This window comes from Synechococcus sp. RS9909 (genome assembly GCF_014279595.1).
Lineage (GTDB): Bacteria > Cyanobacteriota > Cyanobacteriia > PCC-6307 > Cyanobiaceae > Synechococcus_C.
This window is the reverse complement of record NZ_CP047943.1, coordinates 306122-324066: the sequence shown is the minus strand read 5'-3', so window position 1 is coordinate 324066 and position 17945 is coordinate 306122. Positions and strand designations below refer to the sequence as shown.

At 67.8% G+C, this 17945-nt stretch carries 18 protein-coding genes; 11 read left to right on the top strand and 7 right to left on the bottom strand.

Going from position 1 to position 17945, the window contains the following annotated elements:
* Positions 1-20 precede the first annotated feature (20 nt).
* Together pyrE and SynRS9909_RS01520 are read left to right on the top strand one after the other, a co-directional pair.
* Positions 21-605 carry an orotate phosphoribosyltransferase gene (pyrE, locus tag SynRS9909_RS01525; protein ID WP_007100836.1) on the top strand — a complete coding sequence of 195 codons (585 nt, stop codon included), beginning with the start codon at positions 21-23 and terminating at the stop codon, positions 603-605.
* Complete coding sequence (locus tag SynRS9909_RS01520; RefSeq protein ID WP_038000908.1) at positions 602-1459, top strand: folate-binding protein YgfZ; 858 nt, start codon at positions 602-604, stop codon at positions 1457-1459. Before pyrE ends, SynRS9909_RS01520 begins: the two co-directional genes overlap by 4 nt.
* Here the strand turns inward: SynRS9909_RS01520 and SynRS9909_RS01515 are convergent.
* Positions 1411-2958 carry a TM0106 family RecB-like putative nuclease gene (locus SynRS9909_RS01515; protein ID WP_007100838.1) on the bottom strand — a complete coding sequence of 516 codons (1548 nt, stop codon included), beginning with the start codon at positions 2956-2958 and terminating at the stop codon, positions 1411-1413. The two genes, SynRS9909_RS01520 and SynRS9909_RS01515, sit on opposite strands and share 49 nt — an antisense overlap.
* A gap of 64 nt (positions 2959-3022) precedes the next feature.
* On the opposite strand from SynRS9909_RS01515, the gene SynRS9909_RS01510 reads away from it, so the two are divergent.
* The 6 genes from SynRS9909_RS01510 (at position 3023) to SynRS9909_RS01485 (ending at position 10020) form a co-directional block, all read left to right on the top strand.
* Positions 3023-4492, top strand: coding sequence for a phosphoglucomutase/phosphomannomutase family protein (locus SynRS9909_RS01510; protein ID WP_038000910.1), 1470 nt, complete (start codon positions 3023-3025; stop codon positions 4490-4492).
* A gap of 5 nt (positions 4493-4497) precedes the next feature.
* Positions 4498-5085 (top strand): RdgB/HAM1 family non-canonical purine NTP pyrophosphatase, encoded by a 588-nt coding sequence (gene rdgB, locus SynRS9909_RS01505; RefSeq protein ID WP_007100840.1) that lies wholly within the window; start codon positions 4498-4500, stop codon positions 5083-5085.
* 88 nt (positions 5086-5173) lie between these two features.
* Positions 5174-6211 carry an SAM-dependent methyltransferase gene (locus tag SynRS9909_RS01500; protein WP_038000913.1) on the top strand — a complete coding sequence of 346 codons (1038 nt, stop codon included), beginning with the start codon at positions 5174-5176 and terminating at the stop codon, positions 6209-6211.
* Complete coding sequence (locus SynRS9909_RS01495) at positions 6211-7275, top strand: glutamate dehydrogenase (protein ID WP_007100842.1); 1065 nt, start codon at positions 6211-6213, stop codon at positions 7273-7275. The genes SynRS9909_RS01500 and SynRS9909_RS01495 overlap by 1 nt, the downstream gene beginning before the upstream one ends.
* Entirely contained in the window at positions 7272-8459 is a 1188-nt protein-coding gene (locus SynRS9909_RS01490; RefSeq protein WP_007100843.1) for an FAD-dependent oxidoreductase, read from the top strand. Before SynRS9909_RS01495 ends, SynRS9909_RS01490 begins: the two co-directional genes overlap by 4 nt.
* The gene (locus SynRS9909_RS01485; RefSeq protein WP_007100844.1) at positions 8443-10020 is read left to right on the top strand and encodes a BCCT family transporter; all 1578 of its coding nucleotides are present in this window, start codon (positions 8443-8445) and stop codon (positions 10018-10020) included. Before SynRS9909_RS01490 ends, SynRS9909_RS01485 begins: the two co-directional genes overlap by 17 nt.
* Here SynRS9909_RS01485 and SynRS9909_RS01480 read toward each other — a convergent pair.
* Both SynRS9909_RS01480 and SynRS9909_RS01475 read right to left on the bottom strand, forming a co-directional pair.
* Entirely contained in the window at positions 10009-11181 is a 1173-nt protein-coding gene (locus SynRS9909_RS01480; protein WP_007100845.1) for an MFS transporter, read from the bottom strand. The two genes, SynRS9909_RS01485 and SynRS9909_RS01480, sit on opposite strands and share 12 nt — an antisense overlap.
* Positions 11182-11226: 45 nt before the next feature.
* Positions 11227-11955, bottom strand: coding sequence for an SIMPL domain-containing protein (locus SynRS9909_RS01475; protein WP_050752455.1), 729 nt, complete (start codon positions 11953-11955; stop codon positions 11227-11229).
* Positions 11956-12094: 139 nt separating this feature from the next.
* Between SynRS9909_RS01475 and SynRS9909_RS01470 the strand changes: the two genes are divergently transcribed.
* Positions 12095-13006 (top strand): hypothetical protein, encoded by a 912-nt coding sequence (locus SynRS9909_RS01470; protein WP_007100847.1) that lies wholly within the window; start codon positions 12095-12097, stop codon positions 13004-13006.
* Here SynRS9909_RS01470 and SynRS9909_RS01465 read toward each other — a convergent pair.
* From SynRS9909_RS01465 to fabI, 3 genes are all read right to left on the bottom strand, one after another.
* Positions 12945-14492 (bottom strand): carotenoid oxygenase family protein, encoded by a 1548-nt coding sequence (locus SynRS9909_RS01465; RefSeq protein ID WP_007100848.1) that lies wholly within the window; start codon positions 14490-14492, stop codon positions 12945-12947. The two genes, SynRS9909_RS01470 and SynRS9909_RS01465, sit on opposite strands and share 62 nt — an antisense overlap.
* Before the next feature lie 76 nt (positions 14493-14568).
* Entirely contained in the window at positions 14569-15174 is a 606-nt protein-coding gene (hisB, locus tag SynRS9909_RS01460) for an imidazoleglycerol-phosphate dehydratase HisB (protein WP_007100849.1), read from the bottom strand.
* Positions 15175-15229: 55 nt separating this feature from the next.
* Positions 15230-16012, bottom strand: a complete 783-nt coding sequence (fabI, locus tag SynRS9909_RS01455; protein ID WP_007100850.1) for an enoyl-ACP reductase FabI — start codon at positions 16010-16012, stop codon at positions 15230-15232.
* 76 nt (positions 16013-16088) lie between these two features.
* Between fabI and SynRS9909_RS01450 the strand changes: the two genes are divergently transcribed.
* Both SynRS9909_RS01450 and SynRS9909_RS01445 read left to right on the top strand, forming a co-directional pair.
* Positions 16089-16967 carry an FAD-binding domain-containing protein gene (locus tag SynRS9909_RS01450; protein ID WP_050752590.1) on the top strand — a complete coding sequence of 293 codons (879 nt, stop codon included), beginning with the start codon at positions 16089-16091 and terminating at the stop codon, positions 16965-16967.
* Positions 16967-17410 (top strand): hypothetical protein, encoded by a 444-nt coding sequence (locus SynRS9909_RS01445; RefSeq protein ID WP_007100852.1) that lies wholly within the window; start codon positions 16967-16969, stop codon positions 17408-17410. Before SynRS9909_RS01450 ends, SynRS9909_RS01445 begins: the two co-directional genes overlap by 1 nt.
* On the opposite strand, the gene SynRS9909_RS01440 is transcribed toward SynRS9909_RS01445, so the two are convergent.
* Positions 17391-17942: a hypothetical protein gene (locus SynRS9909_RS01440; protein WP_038000916.1), complete on the bottom strand. Its 552-nt coding sequence runs from the start codon at positions 17940-17942 to the stop codon at positions 17391-17393. The two genes, SynRS9909_RS01445 and SynRS9909_RS01440, sit on opposite strands and share 20 nt — an antisense overlap.
* Between the last annotated feature and the right edge of the window lie 3 nt (positions 17943-17945).

Here is a 17945-nt window from a genome sequence, read left to right as displayed (position 1 = left end):
CGCTGCCTGCACCAGCCCTGATGAGCACCCCATCTCCCGGCCTCCGTGAGGCGCGCGATCAACTGCTCAGTCGCCTCGCCCGGGAGGCCTACCGCCACGGCCAGTTCACGCTTGCCTCAGGCCGCAGCAGTGCCCATTACGTGAACTGCAAGCCGGTGGCTCTGAGCGGCAGCGGCCTCGCCCTGCTCGGCCCCACTCTGCTCGACCTGGTGGACGCCGATGCCGTCGCCGTCAGCGGACTCACCCTCGGAGCCGATCCGCTGGTGAGCTGCGTGGCGATGGCCGCGGCCCAGCAGGGACGCGATCTCGACGCCCTGATCGTGCGCAAGGAAGCCAAGGGCCATGGCACCGGTGCCTGGCTGGAGGGGCCCCTGCCAGCAGCCGGCGCCAGGGTGACCGTGCTCGAAGACGTGGTCACCACCGGCGGCTCCTCGATCAAGGCGGTGACCCAACTGCGTGAGGCGGGCTATCAGGTGCGTCGGGTGGTGACGATCGTCGACCGGGAGGAAGGGGGCGCCGCCGCCATGACCGCCGCCGAACTGGAGTTGGTGAGCCTGTTTCGCCTCAGCGAGGTGGCCGCCCGCGCCCAGGAGCTGATGGCATGACGGCACCAACCGCTGACGTGTTGCTCTGGGATGCCACCTTTCCCCTGCTACGCCTTCAGGGCGTGGGCGCCCGCGACTTCCTGCATGGGCAGACCAGCGCCGACCTGCAGCAGGCCGCCGACCATGCCCTGATCCGCAGCTGCTGGCTGACGGCCACCGGACGGGTGCAGGCGCTGCTGGAGGTGCGTCTCGATGACGAGGGCGCCGATGTGCTGGTGCTGAGCGGAGAGGCGGCAGCGCTGGCCAGCGGCTTTGATCGGGTGATCTTCCCGGCCGATCGGGTGCGCCTGTTGCCGTTGGCGCAGCAACGCCGCCTTCAGCGCCTGCAGGCCCCAGGCGTCCATCGCCCCTGGAGTGACGACGTGCTCTGGTGCGACGACAGTTGCCTTCCGGCGGCATGGGAGGCGCTGCCGCGGGCCGAGGCCAGCGCCCTGGAGGCCTGGCGGCTGCGGGTCGGCTTGCCACGCCACCCCGCCGAACTCAACGGAGACACCAATCCGCTGGAGCTGGGGCTGGGCGACTGGTTGAGCCTGAGCAAGGGTTGCTACCTGGGGCAGGAAACGATCGCCAAGCTGACGGCACGCGATGGCGTCAAACAAAAACTGCGCCACTGGCAGCTGGTCGAGGCTCCCACCGGCTTGACGATCGAACCGGGCACGCCCCTGAATCTCAGCAACGAACGGGCAGGGCTGATCACCTCAGCCCTGCCCACCCCAGGTGGCTGGCAGGGGCTGGCGCTGGTGCGTCGAGCCGCCCTGGAGGCTCCGCAGCTGCAGCTGCAGCTGGGCGACGAGGGGCTCACGCTTCAGATCTCCCCACCGACGGGGTTCCGCGACCCGAGGGAATCATCCTGACGCAGCAGGCTGTCTTGATCGGACAGGCTGTCTTGCTCTGCCAGCCATTGCGCCACGGCCCAGGTGGCCAGGTTGTCGTCGTGGTTGTAGGCAAAGATCCAGCGCAGCGCCTGCACGTGCCCGCGGTTCTGGCGACCGGAGCCACGCCACTGCCGCCACCAGAGCAGGGCCCGCGCCCCATCCACCCCCGGCTGCCGCCAGCGGAATCCCCGCCAGGCCGCCACCGTTTTGAGGCCATAGCTGTTCAGGGGCAGGCGCCAGTGGCGGCGCACACGTTCATGCACATCCACCAGCCGCGCCCGGATGGCGGCCTGCCCTGCCTCCCCCAGCCCCTGACGCTGAGCCATCCGCCTCAAAGCCAGGGATTCGGTTTCGCCGTAATGGAGCACGGGCCAGTCGCCGTAACGCTCGAGCAGGCGCTCGAGCCGCCGCCAGCAGGAGCGCTCCCCTTGCTCCTGAAGCGTCAGCAGCGGGTGATAGCGCGCCTGCTCCAGTGCCCAGCCACCGGCGGGATCGCGGGGAAGCCGCAGAAAACCATGCAGAAAGTCATCACGGGCATCGGGATCCGATTCGATGTCATAGAGCAGCACTCCGGGGGCATGGGTCAACTCCGGCAACGCGGGGCGGGGATCCAGACGTTCCACCCGTCCGTCCCGCTGGGCCCGGGCCTGGGCGACGAGGGGCTCGGCCATCGCACCGTGCTGCTCGCCGAAGCGCTCCAAACGAACCGCGAGCTGCTGCGGATCCGCAGCCGCCAGATCGGCGAGCCCGGCAAACCCGAGCTCCTGCAGCATCTCCCGACGCTTGGCACCGATGCCGCTCACCTCGCTGAGGTGCCCCTGCTCTGCCGCCTCCCGATTGCAGACGCCACGCCAGCTGCACAGCGTGCATTTGCGCCGATCCGCCGCCAGCGGCGGCGGAGCACCCCGCTGCAGATCCTGCGCCAGCTTGCGGAGGGCCTCATCCAACTGACTCTGCAGGCCATGGCTGAGGGGCAGACGCTCGGTCTCCAGGCGGCGCCCGGCGCCGGCCACCGCCAACGCCTCCGGTACGGGCGCCGCTTGAAGAGGAGCCAGCAACCGCCCGGCCAGAGCCAGAGGCAATCGATGCTCGCGGGTCAGGCGACGCCCCTGGCGCGCCAGCACCGGCCGGTAGGCGAAATCGCCCCAGCGGCTCTGGCCCGGCACCCGCTGCAGCAGGGCAGGGTGGCACTCGAGTGCCCAGCCCTGCGGCCCCTGACCGTGCAGACGCACCCCCACCACCGACGCCGCGCCCGCTTCCATCGCCCGCAAGCCGTGGCGGGGTTTCTCCGGAAGCAGGGCCACGAAACAGCGCTGCTGATCATCGAGCTGGAGCGTGCGATGGGCCGTGTAACGACGATCGGCGGGATCGCCATACCGATCGAGCCAGGCGCGACGCCGACAGCGCAACCAGCTGCGCAGCAGGCGATCACTCAGCACCTGCCCTTCGGGCTTGTCAGCAGCAGGGGTGTCACCCATGGAGCGACGTTACGGCGGCCAGCTGCTAGATCCCTGGTCAGAGACTCCCTGTCATCAGCAGCCCATGGCCTCCGCTCCCCTGCCCCTGGCTGCTGCTCCGATCAAGTTCGGCACCGATGGCTGGCGCGGCATCCTCGGCGTGGACATCAGCGTGGAACGCCTGTTGCCGGTGGCGGCCGCCTCGGCGCAGGAACTCGCCGCCCGGGCGCCCGAAGGCTTGCGCAGTCGCACCGTGGTGATCGGCTACGACCGCCGCTTTCTCGCCCCTGAGCTGGCGGCGGCGATCGCCGCCGCCGTCCGAGGCTGCGGCCTCGAGCCCCTGCTCACCGACACCCCCGTTCCCACGCCGGCGTGCAGCTGGGCGGTGGTCCAGCGCCAGGCCCTCGGCGCCCTGGTGATCACCGCCAGCCACAACCCACCGGAATGGCTGGGGCTCAAGATCAAGGGGCCCTTCGGAGGATCAGTGGAGGGAGACTTCACTGCCGCCGTGGAGCAGCGCCTGGCGGTTGGTGGCATCACGCCACCCGTTGCGGGGGAAACCTCCCGATTCGACGGGCGAGGCGAGCATCTCGACGGGCTGCGCCGCAAGCTGGATCTGCCCTCCCTCTGTCGTGGCCTGGAGGCGATGCACCTGCGCGTGATCGTGGATCCGATGCATGGTTCGGCAGCGGGCTGCGTGGCAGAACTGCTCGGCGATGGGATCAATGATCGTCGGCTGGTGCAGGAAATCCGCAGTCAGCGCGATCCCCTCTTCGGGGGTCATCCACCCGAACCCCTCGCCCCCTATTTGGGCGACCTGATCGCCGCGGTGAAGCAGGCCACCGCCGCGGGCCAGCACGCCGTTGGCCTGGTCTTCGATGGCGACGGTGATCGTATCGCCGCCGTGGATGAAGAGGGGCGGTTCTGCAGCACCCAGCAGCTGATGCCGTTGCTGATCGATCACCTGGCCCGAGCCCGACAACTCCCCGGCTCCGTGGTGAAAACCGTGAGTGGTTCCGATCTGATGCGTCTGGTGGCGGAAGACCTGGGCCGCGAGGTGCTTGAACTGCCCGTGGGCTTCAAATACATCGCCGCCGAAATGCTGGCTGGCGAGGTGCTGATCGGTGGCGAAGAATCCGGAGGCGTGGGCTTCGGCATGCATCTGCCGGAACGGGATGCGCTGTTCGCAGCCCTGCTGGTGCTCGAGGCTCTGGTGGAAGGTGGCCAGCCCCTGGGCGCCAGAATCCATGCTCTGCAGCAGCGCTGTGGCGGCGCCAGCCACTACGACCGGCTCGATCTCCGCCTGGCCGACATGGACTGCCGCCGGCGTCTGGAGACCCTGCTGGCAGAGGAACCGCCGCAGGAGGTGGCGGGAGCCCCCGTTCAGGAGGTGATCCGCACCGATGGAGTGAAACTGCGACTGGGACCGAGTCACTGGTTGATGCTGCGCTTCTCGGGCACCGAACCCTTGCTGCGCCTCTATTGCGAAGGCCCCGATGCCGCACGGGTCGCCGCGGTGCTCGACTGGGCCCGCGCCTTGGCGACGGCGGTTTGAACACAATGAGCCAGCGCACCTTGGTGATCGCCAGCGGCAATGCCGGCAAGATCCGCGAATTCGCCCGCCTGCTCAGCGCAGTCCCGCTGGAGGTGAAGCCCCAACCCGAGGGTCTGGACGTGGAGGAAAGCGGCTCCACCTTTGCCGCCAATGCCCGCCTCAAAGCCTGTGCGGTGGCAGTCGCCACAGGCGCATGGGCGCTGGCGGATGATTCCGGCCTCAGCGTGGACGCACTGCAGGGCGCTCCAGGCGTGTTCTCCGCCCGTTACGCAGCCACGGATCCCGAGCGGATCGCTCGTTTGCTGCAGGAACTGGGCGACAACCCAAACCGTGACGCCCACTTCAGTGCGGCCCTCTGCATCGCCGCGCCGGATGGAAGCGTGCTGGCGGAGGTGGAAGGGCAGTGCCATGGACTGATCACGACCGCCCCCAGGGGCGACCAGGGCTTCGGCTACGACCCGATCTTTGAAGTCGCCAATACCGGACTGACCTTTGCCGAGATGAGCCTGGAGGAGAAGAAACGTCACGGACACCGCGGCCGGGCCTTCGCCCTCCTCGAGCCCCAGCTCCAGCAACTTCTCCAACAGGGTTGAAGCCTGCTGAGAGCAGCGCAGCGTGTTCTCTGTCACGAAGCCCTGACAGACCCACCCTGTACGGTGCACCCTGTCGCTGACGAGGTCCATGGCCATTGCCATGACCACGGGTTACAGCGCACAGACCGAAGGCGCACGTCTCTGCATCGATGCCGCCTCCGACTGGGCCTTGACTTGTGTTGAACAACTTCCCCACCAGAACCATCACGTTCTGATCGATTACGGCGCTGCCGATGGCGGCACCGCCGTTGGCCTCTGGAACCAGGTGCTCGATCACCTCCACAGCCGCCAGCCCCACGCCCATCTGACGCTGATCGGCAACGATCTGCCCAGCAACGACAACGTTGCCCTGGCGGCGAATCTGGCCCTGCAGATCCCCAGGCCACCGCAGCCCACCGTGCTGGTGAGTGCCCGCAGCTTCTACGAGCCCTCGGTGGCGCCGAACAGCGTGAGCTTCGGCTTCTCCGCCACGGCGATGCACTGGCTGAGCGAATCCCCCGGCCCGCTGCCGCATCACACCCACGTGCTCGCGTCCGGTGATGCCGAGGCGATCAAGCGCTTCACCGCCCAGGCGCTGAAGGACTGGACGGCGATCCTCGAGCTGCGCAGCCGCGAACTGCAACCGGGCGGCAGGCTGCTGACGGTGAACCTCTCCCGCGATCCGGAGGGTCGCTATCTGGGGCACAACGGTGGCGAAACGCGCAATGTCCACGACGAGCTGCACCGGATCTGGCGGAGCCTCGCCGATGAGGGTGTGATCAGCGAGGCGCAGTACCGCAACGGCACGATCCTGAACTTCTACAAGTCGCCCGAGGAGTTCATGGCGCCGCTGAAGGACGCCAGCTCGGCCCCTTACCGCAACGGCCTGCGCCTGGTGGATGAACGCACCGTCCACGTGCGCTGCCCCTACAGACAGCGCTGGAACACCGATGGCGACACCGCCGCCTTCGCCGCCGGCCTGATGGCCACGATCCGCAGCTGGAGCCGGCACAGCTTCGCCAGCGCCGCTGGAGATGCCGCAGCCGACGCGGTGTATCAGCGCCTGGAACAACGCATTGCCGACGCCCCGAGCGACTGGAGCCTGGATTACGTGGAGCACCACCAGATGATGGAGAAGCTGGCCTGATGAGCACCCCGATCGCCACCGCCCCCACCGCCCCAGCGGTGTCGGTGTTGGCTGAACACGTCTCCGACCATCTCTCGGTGTTTGTGGTGGCCGAAGACACCAGCACCGGGCGGCCAGCCAACGGTGGCCTGCGCCTCCTCAACTACCCCTCCGACGCAGCCTGCATCGCCGATGGCGAGCGCCTGGCGGGCCTGATGACCCACAAACATGATTTATATGGCACCGGTTTCGCCGGCGGCAAGATCGTGGCCCGCGCCGCGGAACCTGCAGCGGTGAAGGAGGAGCTGATCAGCGTGACCGCCACGCTGCTCGAGGCTCTGGATGGCTCGATGATCACCGGCTGTGATCTCAACACCAGCCTGGAAGACATGGAGCGTCTGACGGAGTTGACGCCCCATGTGCTCGCCGCCGTCGGCAGCCCTGTGGATGCCAGTGCCGCCACGGCCCATGGAACCCTGGGCGCCATCGAAGCGGTGCTGGGTGAGGCGTTGGCCGAGGCCAGGCCAGGCCGCGCGCTGGTGCACGGCTGCGGCGCCGTCGGTGGCACCGTCGCCCGGGTGCTGGTCGCCCATGGCTGGACGGTGTTCACCGTCGACATGGACCGGGAGCGCGCCAGCTTTGCCGGTGCCACGCCGCTACCGCTTGACTGCCCCTGGTGGGAGCTCAGGCTCGACCTGGTGCTGCCCTGCTCGATTTCCGGTCTGATCAACACGGAGATGGCCTCGGCCCTGCCCGTGAAGGCGATCGTGCCGGCGGCCAACGCCCCCTTCCAGCAGCCCCAGCTGGCGGATGACCTGCGCCGCCGCGGCGTTCGGGTGTTGCCGGATCCACTGGTGAATGCGGGCGCCGTGATCGCCGATTCAATCGAGCGCTTCGCCCCCGAGGCCTGGAAAACGGCCACAGCCGATGAGGTGTATCGCTTTGTGCGCGATGAAGTGCGGCAAAGGGCCAACGAATTTCTGGCCCAACGCGGGGATGGACTCAGCGTTGATGCTGCCCTGGAGCGGGTCACGGCCGGTGGCGGCGGTGCCCCCATCGGTCTCAGTTTCGGAGAGGCAGCATGAGCACCACCACGCTTCCCGAGCGCGCCGCTGTTGTGATCGTGGGCGGCGGCATGGCAGGCCTCAGCTGCGCAGCCGCCCTGGCCCGCCAGGACGTGGGCGACGTGGTGCTGCTGGAGGCACAGACCCTGGCCCATGCGGGCGCCAGCAGCTTCGGTGAATCGCGCATGTATCGGGAGATGTATTCCGATCCCGTGCTCTGCCGCCTGGCGCAGGAAGCCAACCGGCTCTGGCGCGAGGAGGAACGCCACGCCGGCGAAGCGCTGCGCGAACCCCATGGCCTGCTGTTTTACGGCGAAAGCTGGGAGGAGGAAACGATCGAGGGTTCCATCCCCGGCGCCCGACGGGTGATGGACGACCAGGGCATTCCCTATGAAGCGTTGAACGCCGAAGCGATCGCCGCCCGCTTCCCGCTCCGCCCGAAACCCAACTTCACCGGTCTGTTCGAACCGACCGCCGGGGCCGTGCGCAGCGACAAGGTGGTGGCCCACTGGATCCGCACCGCCCGCGCTGCCGGCCATCAACTGATCGAACACTGCCCGGTGGCCGGCATCGATGCCCGTGGTGGGGGCGTGAGTCTGGAGAACGGCCACCACATCAGCGCCGATCAGGTGGTGGTGGCCTGCGGGATCTGGAGCCAGTTGCTGCTCGCTCCCCTCGGCCTCGCCCCGAAGCTGGAGGTTTGGCCCATGCTCTGGGCGCATTACACCGTGGATCCGGCCCTGGCCGAGCGCTACCCGCAATGGTTCTGCTTCCAACGGGAGCGGGGCGATGACGGCGGCCTGTATTACGGCTTTCCGGTGTTGAGCTGCACTGCCGATGGTCGCCCCCGGATCAAGGCGGGCATCGACTGGGCTCCCGAGGCGCTGCGGGTGCAGGACCCCAATGCGATGACCCGAGAGGTCCCGGCACGCCTGCTGGAGCTGCTCGACAACTTCCTGTTCAACGCACTGGAGGGAGTGCAGGAACGGGTGGACACCGTGATCAGCCCTTACTCGATGGCCAGTGATGTGAATTTCGTGCTCGACCGTCTCACCCCGACCCTCAGTGTGTTCGCGGGCGGCTCCGGCCAGGCGTTCAAGTTTGCGCCCCTGATCGGTGAGTCGCTCGCCCGACTGGCGTCGGGCCGCCCACCGGCAGTCGATCTCACCTGCTGGAGCCATCAGCGGGATGCCGTCCGCGCCTGACGCCGTGCCGTCCTCCCCCAACGCTCCGCGCCCCTGGTGGCGCCAGCCCCCGCTTTGGATCGGGGCGCTTCCACTGGTGCTGTTTCTGGTCCTGGCGGCGGCCGACCTGGCGGCCGCCAGAGCATTCACCGAGTCGGGCAAAGCGATCAGCAGCGCCCTGCTGGGCAGCCTCTGGCAGTGGATGGCCGTGGTGCTCTTTCTGATCGCCGTGGGGCTGGCGATCAGTCCGCTCGGCCGCCTGCGCCTGGGCGGCGTCGACGCCAGGCCGAGTCTGAAATTCTTCGACTGGTGTGCCGTTCTGATCTGCACCCTGCTGGCCGGCGGTGGCGTGTTCTGGTCAGCAGCTGAACCGCTGTTCCATTTCCAGACGCCGGCGCCCTATTTCGCGGGCATCGAAGGATCGACGGCGGCGGCGGTGGATCCAGCCCTGGCCGTGAGTTTTCTGCACTGGGGGTTTCTGGCCTGGGCGCTTGTGGCGACCACGGTCACGATCACCCTCTCGATCCGCGAGCGTCGCGGCGAACCGCTGCGGCCCCGATCGCTGCTGGTGGGGCTGCTGCCCAGGACCTGGGTTGAAGGCGGCATGGGTGATCTGGCCGATGGGGTGTCGGTGGTGGCGGCGATCGCCGGCACCGTGGGCCCGCTCGGCTTCCTCTCCCTGCAACTGAGCCATGCGGCCGGCCAGCTGCCTGGGCTGCAAGACAGCGCCAGCCTGCAATCGCTGGTGGTGGTGATGCTGACCGCGATCTTCGCCAGCTCCACGGTGAGCGGGATTCAGCGCGGCATCAAATGGCTCTCGGAGCTGAACGTGTGGCTCACCCTGGCGATGGCCGCAGGGCTGCTGCTGCTGGGCCCGGGGCTGTGGCTGATGCGCCACTTCCTCACCGCCTTCGGCACCTATCTGCTCAACCTGCCCCAGATGGCCCTGGCGGCCAACAGCAGCCCCGACAACTGGGTGAACGGCTGGACCGTCTTCTATTGGGGCTGGTTTCTCGGCTACGCGCCCCTGATGGGCCTGTTCACCGCCGGCGTCAGCCGCGGCCGCAGCGTGCGGGAGTTGGTGCTGGCCGTCGCCATCCTCTGCCCCATCGTCACCAATCTCTGGTTCACCCTGCTGGGGGGCACCGGCATGGCCCTGGAGCTGAGCAACAGCGGCAGTGTCAGCGGCCCGCTCAGCAACAACGGGGCGGCCGCCGCCCTGCTGGCGATCCTCGGTCAGCTGCCCCTGGCCTGGTTGCTGATTCCGGTGGGCCTGGTGCTGGTGGTGCTGTTCATGGCCACCAGCGCCGACTCAATGAGTTACGCCGCCGCCATGGTGGTGAGTGGTCAACGCACGCCGCCGGCGCTGCTGCGGCTGTTCTGGGCCCTGATGATCGGCAGCCTCACTCTGGTGTTGCTACGAATCGGCAGCGGCCTGGGCGACAGCACCTCGATCGATGCCCTGCAGGCCTTCATCGTGATCACAGCCGTCCCCGTGACGCCACTGGTGCTCACCAGTCTCTGGAGCGCCCCGCGCCTGGCCTGGAAGGAATGGCGCCAACAAGAGGCGTCAACGCCGTGAGGCCGTCCAGGCCAACAGCACACCCAGCAGGGCCAGGGCGCCATAAATCGGCAACAGCAGCGGCGGCTCAGCCTGGGCCGCCCGTTGCAGCATCCAACCCGACACGAGGGTCATCACCGCCCCGCTGAACGTGCCGGCGGTGTTCACCATCGCCACCACCATCGCGGTCCGTCCCGACGGTGCGGCGGCCTCCGCCATCGGGAAAGCGAGCACGCAAGGGCCGAGCCCAAGGCCGAACAAGGCGCCAGCCAGCAGGCGCAGCGAAGGATCAGCATCCCCTTGCATCAACCACCCCAGAGCCAGCGCCGTGAGCACCGCCCCGCACAGCAACAGGGTGCGGCGGCGGCGGGGCTCACCCCCCAGAGCACCGGCCAGCACCATGCCGGCCACCAACCCAAGCGAGAGCAGCAGGGTGACGTTGAGCATCAACGTCTCACCCCAGTGCTGCAACTGCGAGAGCAGGCCGTATTGGCCGAGCCCGAACAACAGCCCACCGGCCCAGGCATACACCGCCGCCGCATGCGCCACCGTGCGGCGGGCACGGGAGGTCCAGCGAGCTGGTGCCGCCCCAGCCGCAAGCGCAGCGGCAGAGGTCATCGCTGTGCGCTGCTGCAGGCAAGCCAGGGGCACCAGCACCAGAGCGATCAGGCCGATCGCCTGCAGCAGCACCTGTTGGCGCCACCCCAGGCCTCCGAACAGCAACGGCATCAGCACGGCCACCACCGCACCGAACCCCAACAAGCTGTCGGTGGCTCCCATGGCGAGAGCAAACCGTTGAGGCGGCAGGCTGCGTCGCGCCAGCAGACCGGAGGCCGGGAAGGCCACCGCGCAGCTCAACCCGAGCCCGAAGCGATGCCACAGCAGGGCGTTCCAGCTTTCCGCACGAGCGAAACCGAGGCTGCAGGCGGCTGCCGTGAAGGCGCCCAGCAGCAGCAGTCGCTCCACCGGCCAGCGATCGAGCAGCCAGCCCACGGGAATCTGCACCAGGCTGTAAGGCAGCAGAAAAGCTCCGCCGATCACAGCCAGCTGGGCGGGCGTGAGCGTCAGGTCCTGCCCGAGCGAGCGGTCGTAGGTCTGAAAGCTGGTCTCCGCCCAGATCATCCAGGCCACAAACACCAAACTCACCCACCAGAGCAGACGGGCGCGAAGCGGAGCGCGCATGGTGTTCAGCAGCCGAACCGCTGCTAACCATTGTGGCGGGAGCGATCAGGACAGGCAGTAATCCAGGTTCAACGCCAGGGATTGACTGGGTTGGGGCGCCTCCTCGGGTCGGAACTGACGGCCCGCATTAGCGGCATAGGCCAGGGGCCGCACCGCGCCGCTGCGGCGCTGATCGATCCGCAGCAACGTCACCCGCCGCAGGCCGAGCGCCGCTGCCGTGCGCTCGGCCTGCTCCCGTCCCTGCTTCAGGGCCGACTCCAGCAACTGATCGGCCAGGGCGTTCTGGTTCTGCGTTGAGGCCAGGGAGGTCATGCCCTGGAGCCGCACACCTGGCAACCGGCCAGCCACCTGAATCAGCTGGTCATAGCCGCCCCGCCCCACCTCACCGCTGATGCTGGTGCTGGCCAGCTGACGCCGCGGTCCCTGGCTGCCGCCGCCTCTGGCATAAGAACGTGGTGCCGGAATCGTCAGCGGTCCCTGCGCCAGCCCCTGCAACGCTGTGCGTGTGGCCTCCAGCCGCTGGTTGAGCTGATCCAGTGCCGCCGCCGTCGTGGCCGCCTCCGCCTCCAGGCGCAGGGAAAAGCGGAAACGATCCGTTTGGGTCTGCCCCCGCTCCAGCACACTCAGCTCCAACACCGTGCCAGCGCAGGCGGCGGGGCGCACCTGGGCCTGAACCTCCAGGGGCAGCAGGGCGATCACGGGAAGAAGCGACACCGCGGCGAACCCGGAGGAGCGCAACCGAGGCAGAGCAGAGAAGGGGGAACGAGGAGGCATCCGAGCGACTCACGGCGATGACCCTGGCTGTCTAGGTCGTTCCGCTGCCGACGATGTGACGCAGGCATGACCGGCCGGATGCCAATCATCACCAGATCCATCCAGGCTCGAGCAGCATGCTGGGAGGTGAACCGGCGCCATGAACCCGCGATCCAACACCCTGCAGGTGGTGCATGAGCTGCCCGGTCGCCTGCGGCTGCGCTGGCCGGCGGATCTGACCGCCGAGGAGCAGCGAGGCCTGCAATCGATGCTGCTGGCGGAACCCTGGGTGGCCGCGCTGCGCTGCTCAGCCGCGAGCCGATCACTGGTGATCACGTTGGCGGCTGGCTGCACCGCCGTGCGCTGGCAGATCGCCTTGGCCGCCATGGGCTGGCAACTGAGCGATGGCCACCATGCCAGCCCAGCGACAACGCCGGAGCCCTCCGCGCCCGCGACCGGCGGCTGGGATCAGGTGAGCCGGGACGTGGGCGGCAGCATGATCGGCGCCGTGGCCGGTCAGGTGCTGTTGGCGGGAACCGCCGGCACGGTGGGCGCCGTGCTGTTCGGCCCCAAGGGCGCCCTGATCCTGGGGGCCACGGGGTCCCTCTTCGGTGCAGTGATCGGATCCGTGCTGGGCAGCGCCCTGGCGGATGGCAAGAACCCCGTCCACAGTCAGGTGATTCCCCTCACCTGGAACCGACTCTCCACCCAGCTCGGAGAAGAGATGGGCACCCGATCCGGAACAGCGCTGGGCCTGGCGATCGCCGGCCCCGTGGGTGGTCTGGCTGGCTTTGCCGTCGGCGGCATGCTCGGTGGCCAGCTCGGCAGCGACCTCACCACGGGCTGGAAGGGGGTGGGGAAACGGCGCTGGTTCAACAGCATGGTGGACGACAGCGCCGGCGAAGCCCTGAGCGAGTCGCTCGCCGCCCGGATCGGCTCCCTGCTCGGCGGCAACAACCCCGCGGCGCGTCAGATCGGCGCCAGCGTGGGGATGCGCGTGGGGCGAAAGATCAACTGGCGCGCGTCTGTGGAGCAGCGCCATCTGGTGAACCGCCTGCAGGTGCCGACGTAAGCGAAGGCACCCAGCTGCCATGCAGGCCATGGGGGATGGCCAGGGGCAATTCAAACGCCGCCAGTTCACGCAGGTCAGCCGCATCGAGGATCACCAGATCCGAGCCCTGTCGCTCCCCGTTCCAGAACAGTTCGAGCACCCAGCCATCATCTTCAGCTTCCGCACCGGGCCTGGGCACCATCAGCGGCTCGCTGACAAAACCGCGGGGCGCGGCGCTCCAGATCTGGCGGTCTCCAGTGTGGAGATCGAGCTTCTTGATCACCTGAAGCGGATCATTGCCCCGCTCCCGCTCCGCCGCGGCCATCCAGGCGAAGCGGCAGGGCAGGCCCTCCCTGTGGGGATTCACCATCGCGAACTCACAGCAACGCTCGCTCAACCGCGTCGTTGTGACCTGACCGCTCTCCAGGTGGATGCGGCACTGCTCCAGCAGTCCTTCGGGGATCAGGTCGAAATCCACGGCCGTGAAATCCACATCCGGGCCGATCGAGGGGAAATCGCTGTAGTAGATGCTCTCCACCACCACATCGCCCTCCTGCTCCCAGGCATTGAGGTGGTGAAACACGAAGCCCTCCGGGGCGTCGATGATCCGCGGCTGCTGGCCGGCGAAGACACCGCCATCGCGGGGAATCAACCAGAACTTCGCCTGGCCGCCGGGCTTGGACTGCAGACACTGGGCCGCACCTTTCTGACCGAGAACAAAAGGCAGGGGGTTGAAGGCCACGGCGTTCTGCAGGAACACGGCCCAGTTGGGCGTGATCGCGAAGTCGTGCAGGAAGGCAAAGCCGTTGAAGCTGTCGCGTCGCTCGCTGAGCAGATCACCGGCGCGGATGCCGGCAGCGGCATCGTCCTCCGTGGCGAACTCCATCAGCCGGATCGTGCTGCGCGGACCGGTCTTGACGCCGAAGCTGACCAGGCGCGGCCGGCCGTGATGGCCGGGATCAAACCGCGGATGGGCGCTGAAGGCCTCACCGGGGCTGAGCACGCCGCCCAGCAGGGAGAGGCCATGGGTCTCGAGCGTGTCGGGATCAAGGGCATGGGGCTCAGCCGCTTCCCACAGCGCCAACAGCGCATCGCCCAGGCGCACCACACCGGTGTTGGCGATGTTCTTCAGGCGCAGATCAAAGGCATTCGCCAGCGGCCCCCCGGGCTTCTGACTGCCGAACACTCCCCGATACAGCACCTTCTGGGCTGCTTCCTCCGCCAACCAACCGGCGGTGCGCACAAAACGATTGCTGAGGCTGACCGCACCGCCAGCGTCAAAGCGCAGGGCGGTGATCATGCCGTCGCCATCAAAAGGATGGTGCACGCGCTGGCCGCCCCGTTCCAGGCGACCGGGACCGTTGCGGTACAGCGTGCCCACCAGCTCTGGCGGCACGGTTCCGCGCACGGGATGCAGGGCCACGTTGGTGAGCTCCTGCTCCACATTGCGGAACGCGCTGGCCCAGTCGTCGCGGTTGAAGCGATCAGCGGCGGGAGCAACGGTCACGGGCGGCGGGCGTGGCAGCCCCCATCCTCTCGTAACGGACTGTGAAGCGCGGCCGCCATGGAGCCCGCGGCACGGCTCAGCCGGCGCCGGCCTGCTCCAGCACCCCCTTACTGCTGGGCACCGCGCCGGCCCGACGGGGATCGATCTCCGTGGCCAGGCGCAGGGCACGGGCGAAGGCTTTGAAGCAGGCCTCCACGATGTGGTGGGAATTCACCCCATCCAGCTGGCGGATGTGGAGCGTCAGACCGGAGTTGTTCACCACCGCCACGAAGAACTCCTTCACCAGTTCGGTGTCGTAGCTGCCGATCTTCTGAGCGGGAATCTGCAGACCGAAGCTCAGGTGGGGGCGGCCGGAGCAATCCAGGGCCACCTGCACCAGCGCCTCGTCCAGAGGCGCCAGAAAGTGGCCGAAGCGATGGATGCCACGCCGATCGCCCAGGGCCTGGGCTAAGGCCTGACCCACGGCAATGCCCACATCCTCATTGGTGTGGTGATCATCGATATGGGTGTCACCCCTGGCCTCGATCTCCAGATCGATCAGGCCATGGCTGCTGATCTGATGGAGCATGTGATCGAGGAACGGCACGCCGGTGCTCACCGTGCAGCTGCCGCTGCCGTCGAGGTTGAGCTTCACGCGCACATCGGTTTCACCGGTGACGCGATGGATGGTGCCGGTGCGCATGGCTAGCTGGCGCCCGAAGCGCTGACTCAGTCAGAACCAACCGATCATGCCGGACTCACATCCCGTTGATGCAGTAGCCCGCATCCACGTAGATCGTCTGGCCGGAGATACCACTCGAGAGCTCGCTGAGCAGGAAGGCGGCGGTGTTGCCCACCTCGGTCTGGGTGACGGTGCGGCGCAGGGGCGCTTTCTCCTCCACGTTGTGGATCATGTCGAGGATGCCGCCGATGGCCGAGCTGGCGAGGGTGCGGATCGGGCCGGCGCTGATCGCGTTGACCCGCACCTGCTTTTCCGGGCCCAGCTCGGCGGAGAGGTAACGCACCGAGGCTTCCAGGGCCGCCTTCGCCACACCCATCACGTTGTAGTTAGGGATCGCCCGCTCAGCGCCGAGATAGGTGAGGGTGACCACGCCGGCCTTCTCGCTGAACAGGGGCTTGGCGTGGCGGCAGAGGGGGGCAAGGGAATAGGCGCTGATCTCCAGGGCCCGGGCAAAACCCTCGGCAGTGGTGGCGCTGTAGTCGCCGATCAGCTCCTCCTTGCCGGCAAAGGCGAGGCAGTGCACCAGACCATCGAGCACGCCCCAGGTCTGCTTGATCTCGGCGAACACCGCTTCCATCTGGGCCGCGTCCTGCACATTCAGGGGCAGAAACAGGCTGGGCTCCAGGGGTGCGGTCAGATCACGCACCTTGGCTTCGAAACGGCCCTTCTCGTCGGGGAGGTAGGTGATACCCAGTTCGGCCCCGGCCGCCCGGAGCTGCTGGGCGATGCCCCAGGCGATCGATTTGTTGTTGGCAATGCCGGTAACGAGGATCTTCTTGCCCGTGAGATCGAGAAGCATCGGACCGGCGGTGGTGTCTGTGGGGGCGATTCTCTCCCATCACCGTCAGGATGACGGCCCCTGCCCCCACGCGTCGGTGCCACCCCTGCCAAGTTCTCCGCCCCTGCCCTGGCCGGCGCAGCCCGGAGACTTGCCGCGCGATCTGCCCAATCGAGACGCTCTGGAGCAACTGCTCGCGGCCACGTTCCCGGAGGCCGAGGGGCCGCTGAGCCCAATCCAGGGCGGCCGCCGAGCGGCGGCGGCCCAGCTGCAGCAGCTGGAGCCGAAGCGCTATGGCCGCAGTCGCAACCACCTGGACGGCGCCGTGACCCGGCTCTCCCCCTGGATTCGTCATGGCGTGCTCTCCCTGGCGGAGGTACGCGATGCCGTGTTCCTGCAGTTGCAGAAGCGAGGGCAGAGCCGCGATGACGGCGCCAAATTGATCAATGAACTGGGCTGGCGGGATTTCTGGCAGCGGATGTGGCAAGCCCTCGGCGATCGCATCCACGACAGCCAGGAGGAGCTCAAAACCGGCCATGACCCCGCCAGCTACCGCGTGGAACTTCCTGAAGACATCCGGGATGGCCGCACCGGACTGGCCTGCATCGATGCATTCCGGGCGGAACTGGTGCACAGCGGTTGGCTGCACAACCACGCCCGGATGTGGCTGGCCGCCTATGTGGTGCATTGGCGACGCGTCCACTGGAAGGCCGGCGCCGACTGGTTCCTCGAGCACCTGCTCGATGGCGACCCCGCCAGCAATCACCTGAGCTGGCAGTGGGTGGCCAGCAGCTTCAGCCACAAGCCTTACTTTTTCAATCGCGACAATCTGGAGCGTTACAGCAACGGGCGTTTCTGCCGCGACTGTGCCAGTGCAGCCCAATGCCCCTTTGACGGCAGCTACGAGCAGCTGGAGCAGCAGTTGTTCGCCGCCCCCAGGTCTGTGCGGGCCGTGACCGCACGGAGGCGTCGCTGATGGAGCTCCGACAGCCGATCCTCTGGATTCATGAGGAAGCGCTTGGCCCCAGCAATCCCGCTCTGGAGGATTCTCCTGGAGCGCCAGCATTGTTCGTGTTTGACAGCCGCTGGATCCGCGAGCAGCACATCAGCCGCAAACGCCTGGGCTTTCTCTACGAATGCGCTCTGGCCCTGCCCGTGAGCATCCGCAGCGGCGATGTGGCCACCGAGGTGATCGGCTTTGCGCGGCGCCACGGCGCCGATGGCGTGATCACCAGTGAAGCGGTGGATCCCCGGCTGCAAGGCATCGCGGCGGCGATCGACCGTGAGCTGCCGGTGCGGTTGTTGGAACCTGAACCGTTCGTGCGCTTGCCGCGGCCGCCCCGGCTGGGACGGTTCAGCCGCTATTGGCGCGAAGCGGAGCCGATCGTGTGGGAAGGCTTCAGGGCTGATCCGCATTGAGCCGATCACCCTGCAGCAGGGCCTCCTGGCGGCGACGCTCCTCGCTCGGGTCGGTGAGCAGATCCTCCCCCTCCCAGGCGGGAAGGCGCACGGGCCTGACCTCCGACGCCTTGGTGGGAGGGTCCTGCCACTGCCAGCGGGCCTGGGGAGCACGGGCTTTGCAGAGCGCTTCCAGCTCGCGCTTCAGCGCCTCGCGCACGTCGCGGCGCTGCACAACAGCAAAAAATTCCTGTTGGGAGGCCAATCCCGATGAGAAGGGAGCGGTGCCATTGCCGTTGAACAACCGCGCCGGACTCGCCAGCCAGCGCGGCTTGCAGATCGCCGGGTCGCTGGTGTCGGTTTCGAGGTAGAGGTGCACGCCATAGCCATCCGGCTGGCTCACCACGCCGAGGCCGTCATGGGGCTGGCTGCGCTGCAGGGGAACGATCCTCCAGCTCGGTTTCTGCTGGCCCGGTATGCAACCGCTCAACAGCCCAGCCAACAGTCCGCTGACCAGCACCAGAGCCCGTGCTGCAGTCCGACAACGCGTCATCAC

What these genes read in the sequence shown, in the direction of transcription:
- pyrE (WP_007100836.1), top strand. Translation starts at nt 21, where the DNA reads ATGAGCACCCCATCTCCCGGCCTCCGTGAGGCGCGCGATCAACTGCTC.
- SynRS9909_RS01520 (WP_038000908.1), top strand. Translation starts at nt 602, where the DNA reads ATGACGGCACCAACCGCTGACGTGTTGCTCTGGGATGCCACCTTTCCC.
- SynRS9909_RS01515 (WP_007100838.1), bottom strand. Translation starts at nt 2,958, where the DNA reads ATGGGTGACACCCCTGCTGCTGACAAGCCCGAAGGGCAGGTGCTGAGT.
- SynRS9909_RS01510 (WP_038000910.1), top strand. Translation starts at nt 3,023, where the DNA reads ATGGCCTCCGCTCCCCTGCCCCTGGCTGCTGCTCCGATCAAGTTCGGC.
- rdgB (WP_007100840.1), top strand. Translation starts at nt 4,498, where the DNA reads ATGAGCCAGCGCACCTTGGTGATCGCCAGCGGCAATGCCGGCAAGATC.
- SynRS9909_RS01500 (WP_038000913.1), top strand. Translation starts at nt 5,174, where the DNA reads ATGGCCATTGCCATGACCACGGGTTACAGCGCACAGACCGAAGGCGCA.
- SynRS9909_RS01495 (WP_007100842.1), top strand. Translation starts at nt 6,211, where the DNA reads ATGAGCACCCCGATCGCCACCGCCCCCACCGCCCCAGCGGTGTCGGTG.
- SynRS9909_RS01490 (WP_007100843.1), top strand. Translation starts at nt 7,272, where the DNA reads ATGAGCACCACCACGCTTCCCGAGCGCGCCGCTGTTGTGATCGTGGGC.
- SynRS9909_RS01485 (WP_007100844.1), top strand. Translation starts at nt 8,443, where the DNA reads ATGCCGTCCGCGCCTGACGCCGTGCCGTCCTCCCCCAACGCTCCGCGC.
- SynRS9909_RS01480 (WP_007100845.1), bottom strand. Translation starts at nt 11,181, where the DNA reads ATGCGCGCTCCGCTTCGCGCCCGTCTGCTCTGGTGGGTGAGTTTGGTG.
- SynRS9909_RS01475 (WP_050752455.1), bottom strand. Translation starts at nt 11,955, where the DNA reads ATGCCTCCTCGTTCCCCCTTCTCTGCTCTGCCTCGGTTGCGCTCCTCC.
- SynRS9909_RS01470 (WP_007100847.1), top strand. Translation starts at nt 12,095, where the DNA reads ATGAACCCGCGATCCAACACCCTGCAGGTGGTGCATGAGCTGCCCGGT.
- hisB (WP_007100849.1), bottom strand. Translation starts at nt 15,174, where the DNA reads ATGCGCACCGGCACCATCCATCGCGTCACCGGTGAAACCGATGTGCGC.
- fabI (WP_007100850.1), bottom strand. Translation starts at nt 16,012, where the DNA reads ATGCTTCTCGATCTCACGGGCAAGAAGATCCTCGTTACCGGCATTGCC.
- SynRS9909_RS01445 (WP_007100852.1), top strand. Translation starts at nt 16,967, where the DNA reads ATGGAGCTCCGACAGCCGATCCTCTGGATTCATGAGGAAGCGCTTGGC.
- SynRS9909_RS01440 (WP_038000916.1), bottom strand. Translation starts at nt 17,942, where the DNA reads ATGACGCGTTGTCGGACTGCAGCACGGGCTCTGGTGCTGGTCAGCGGA.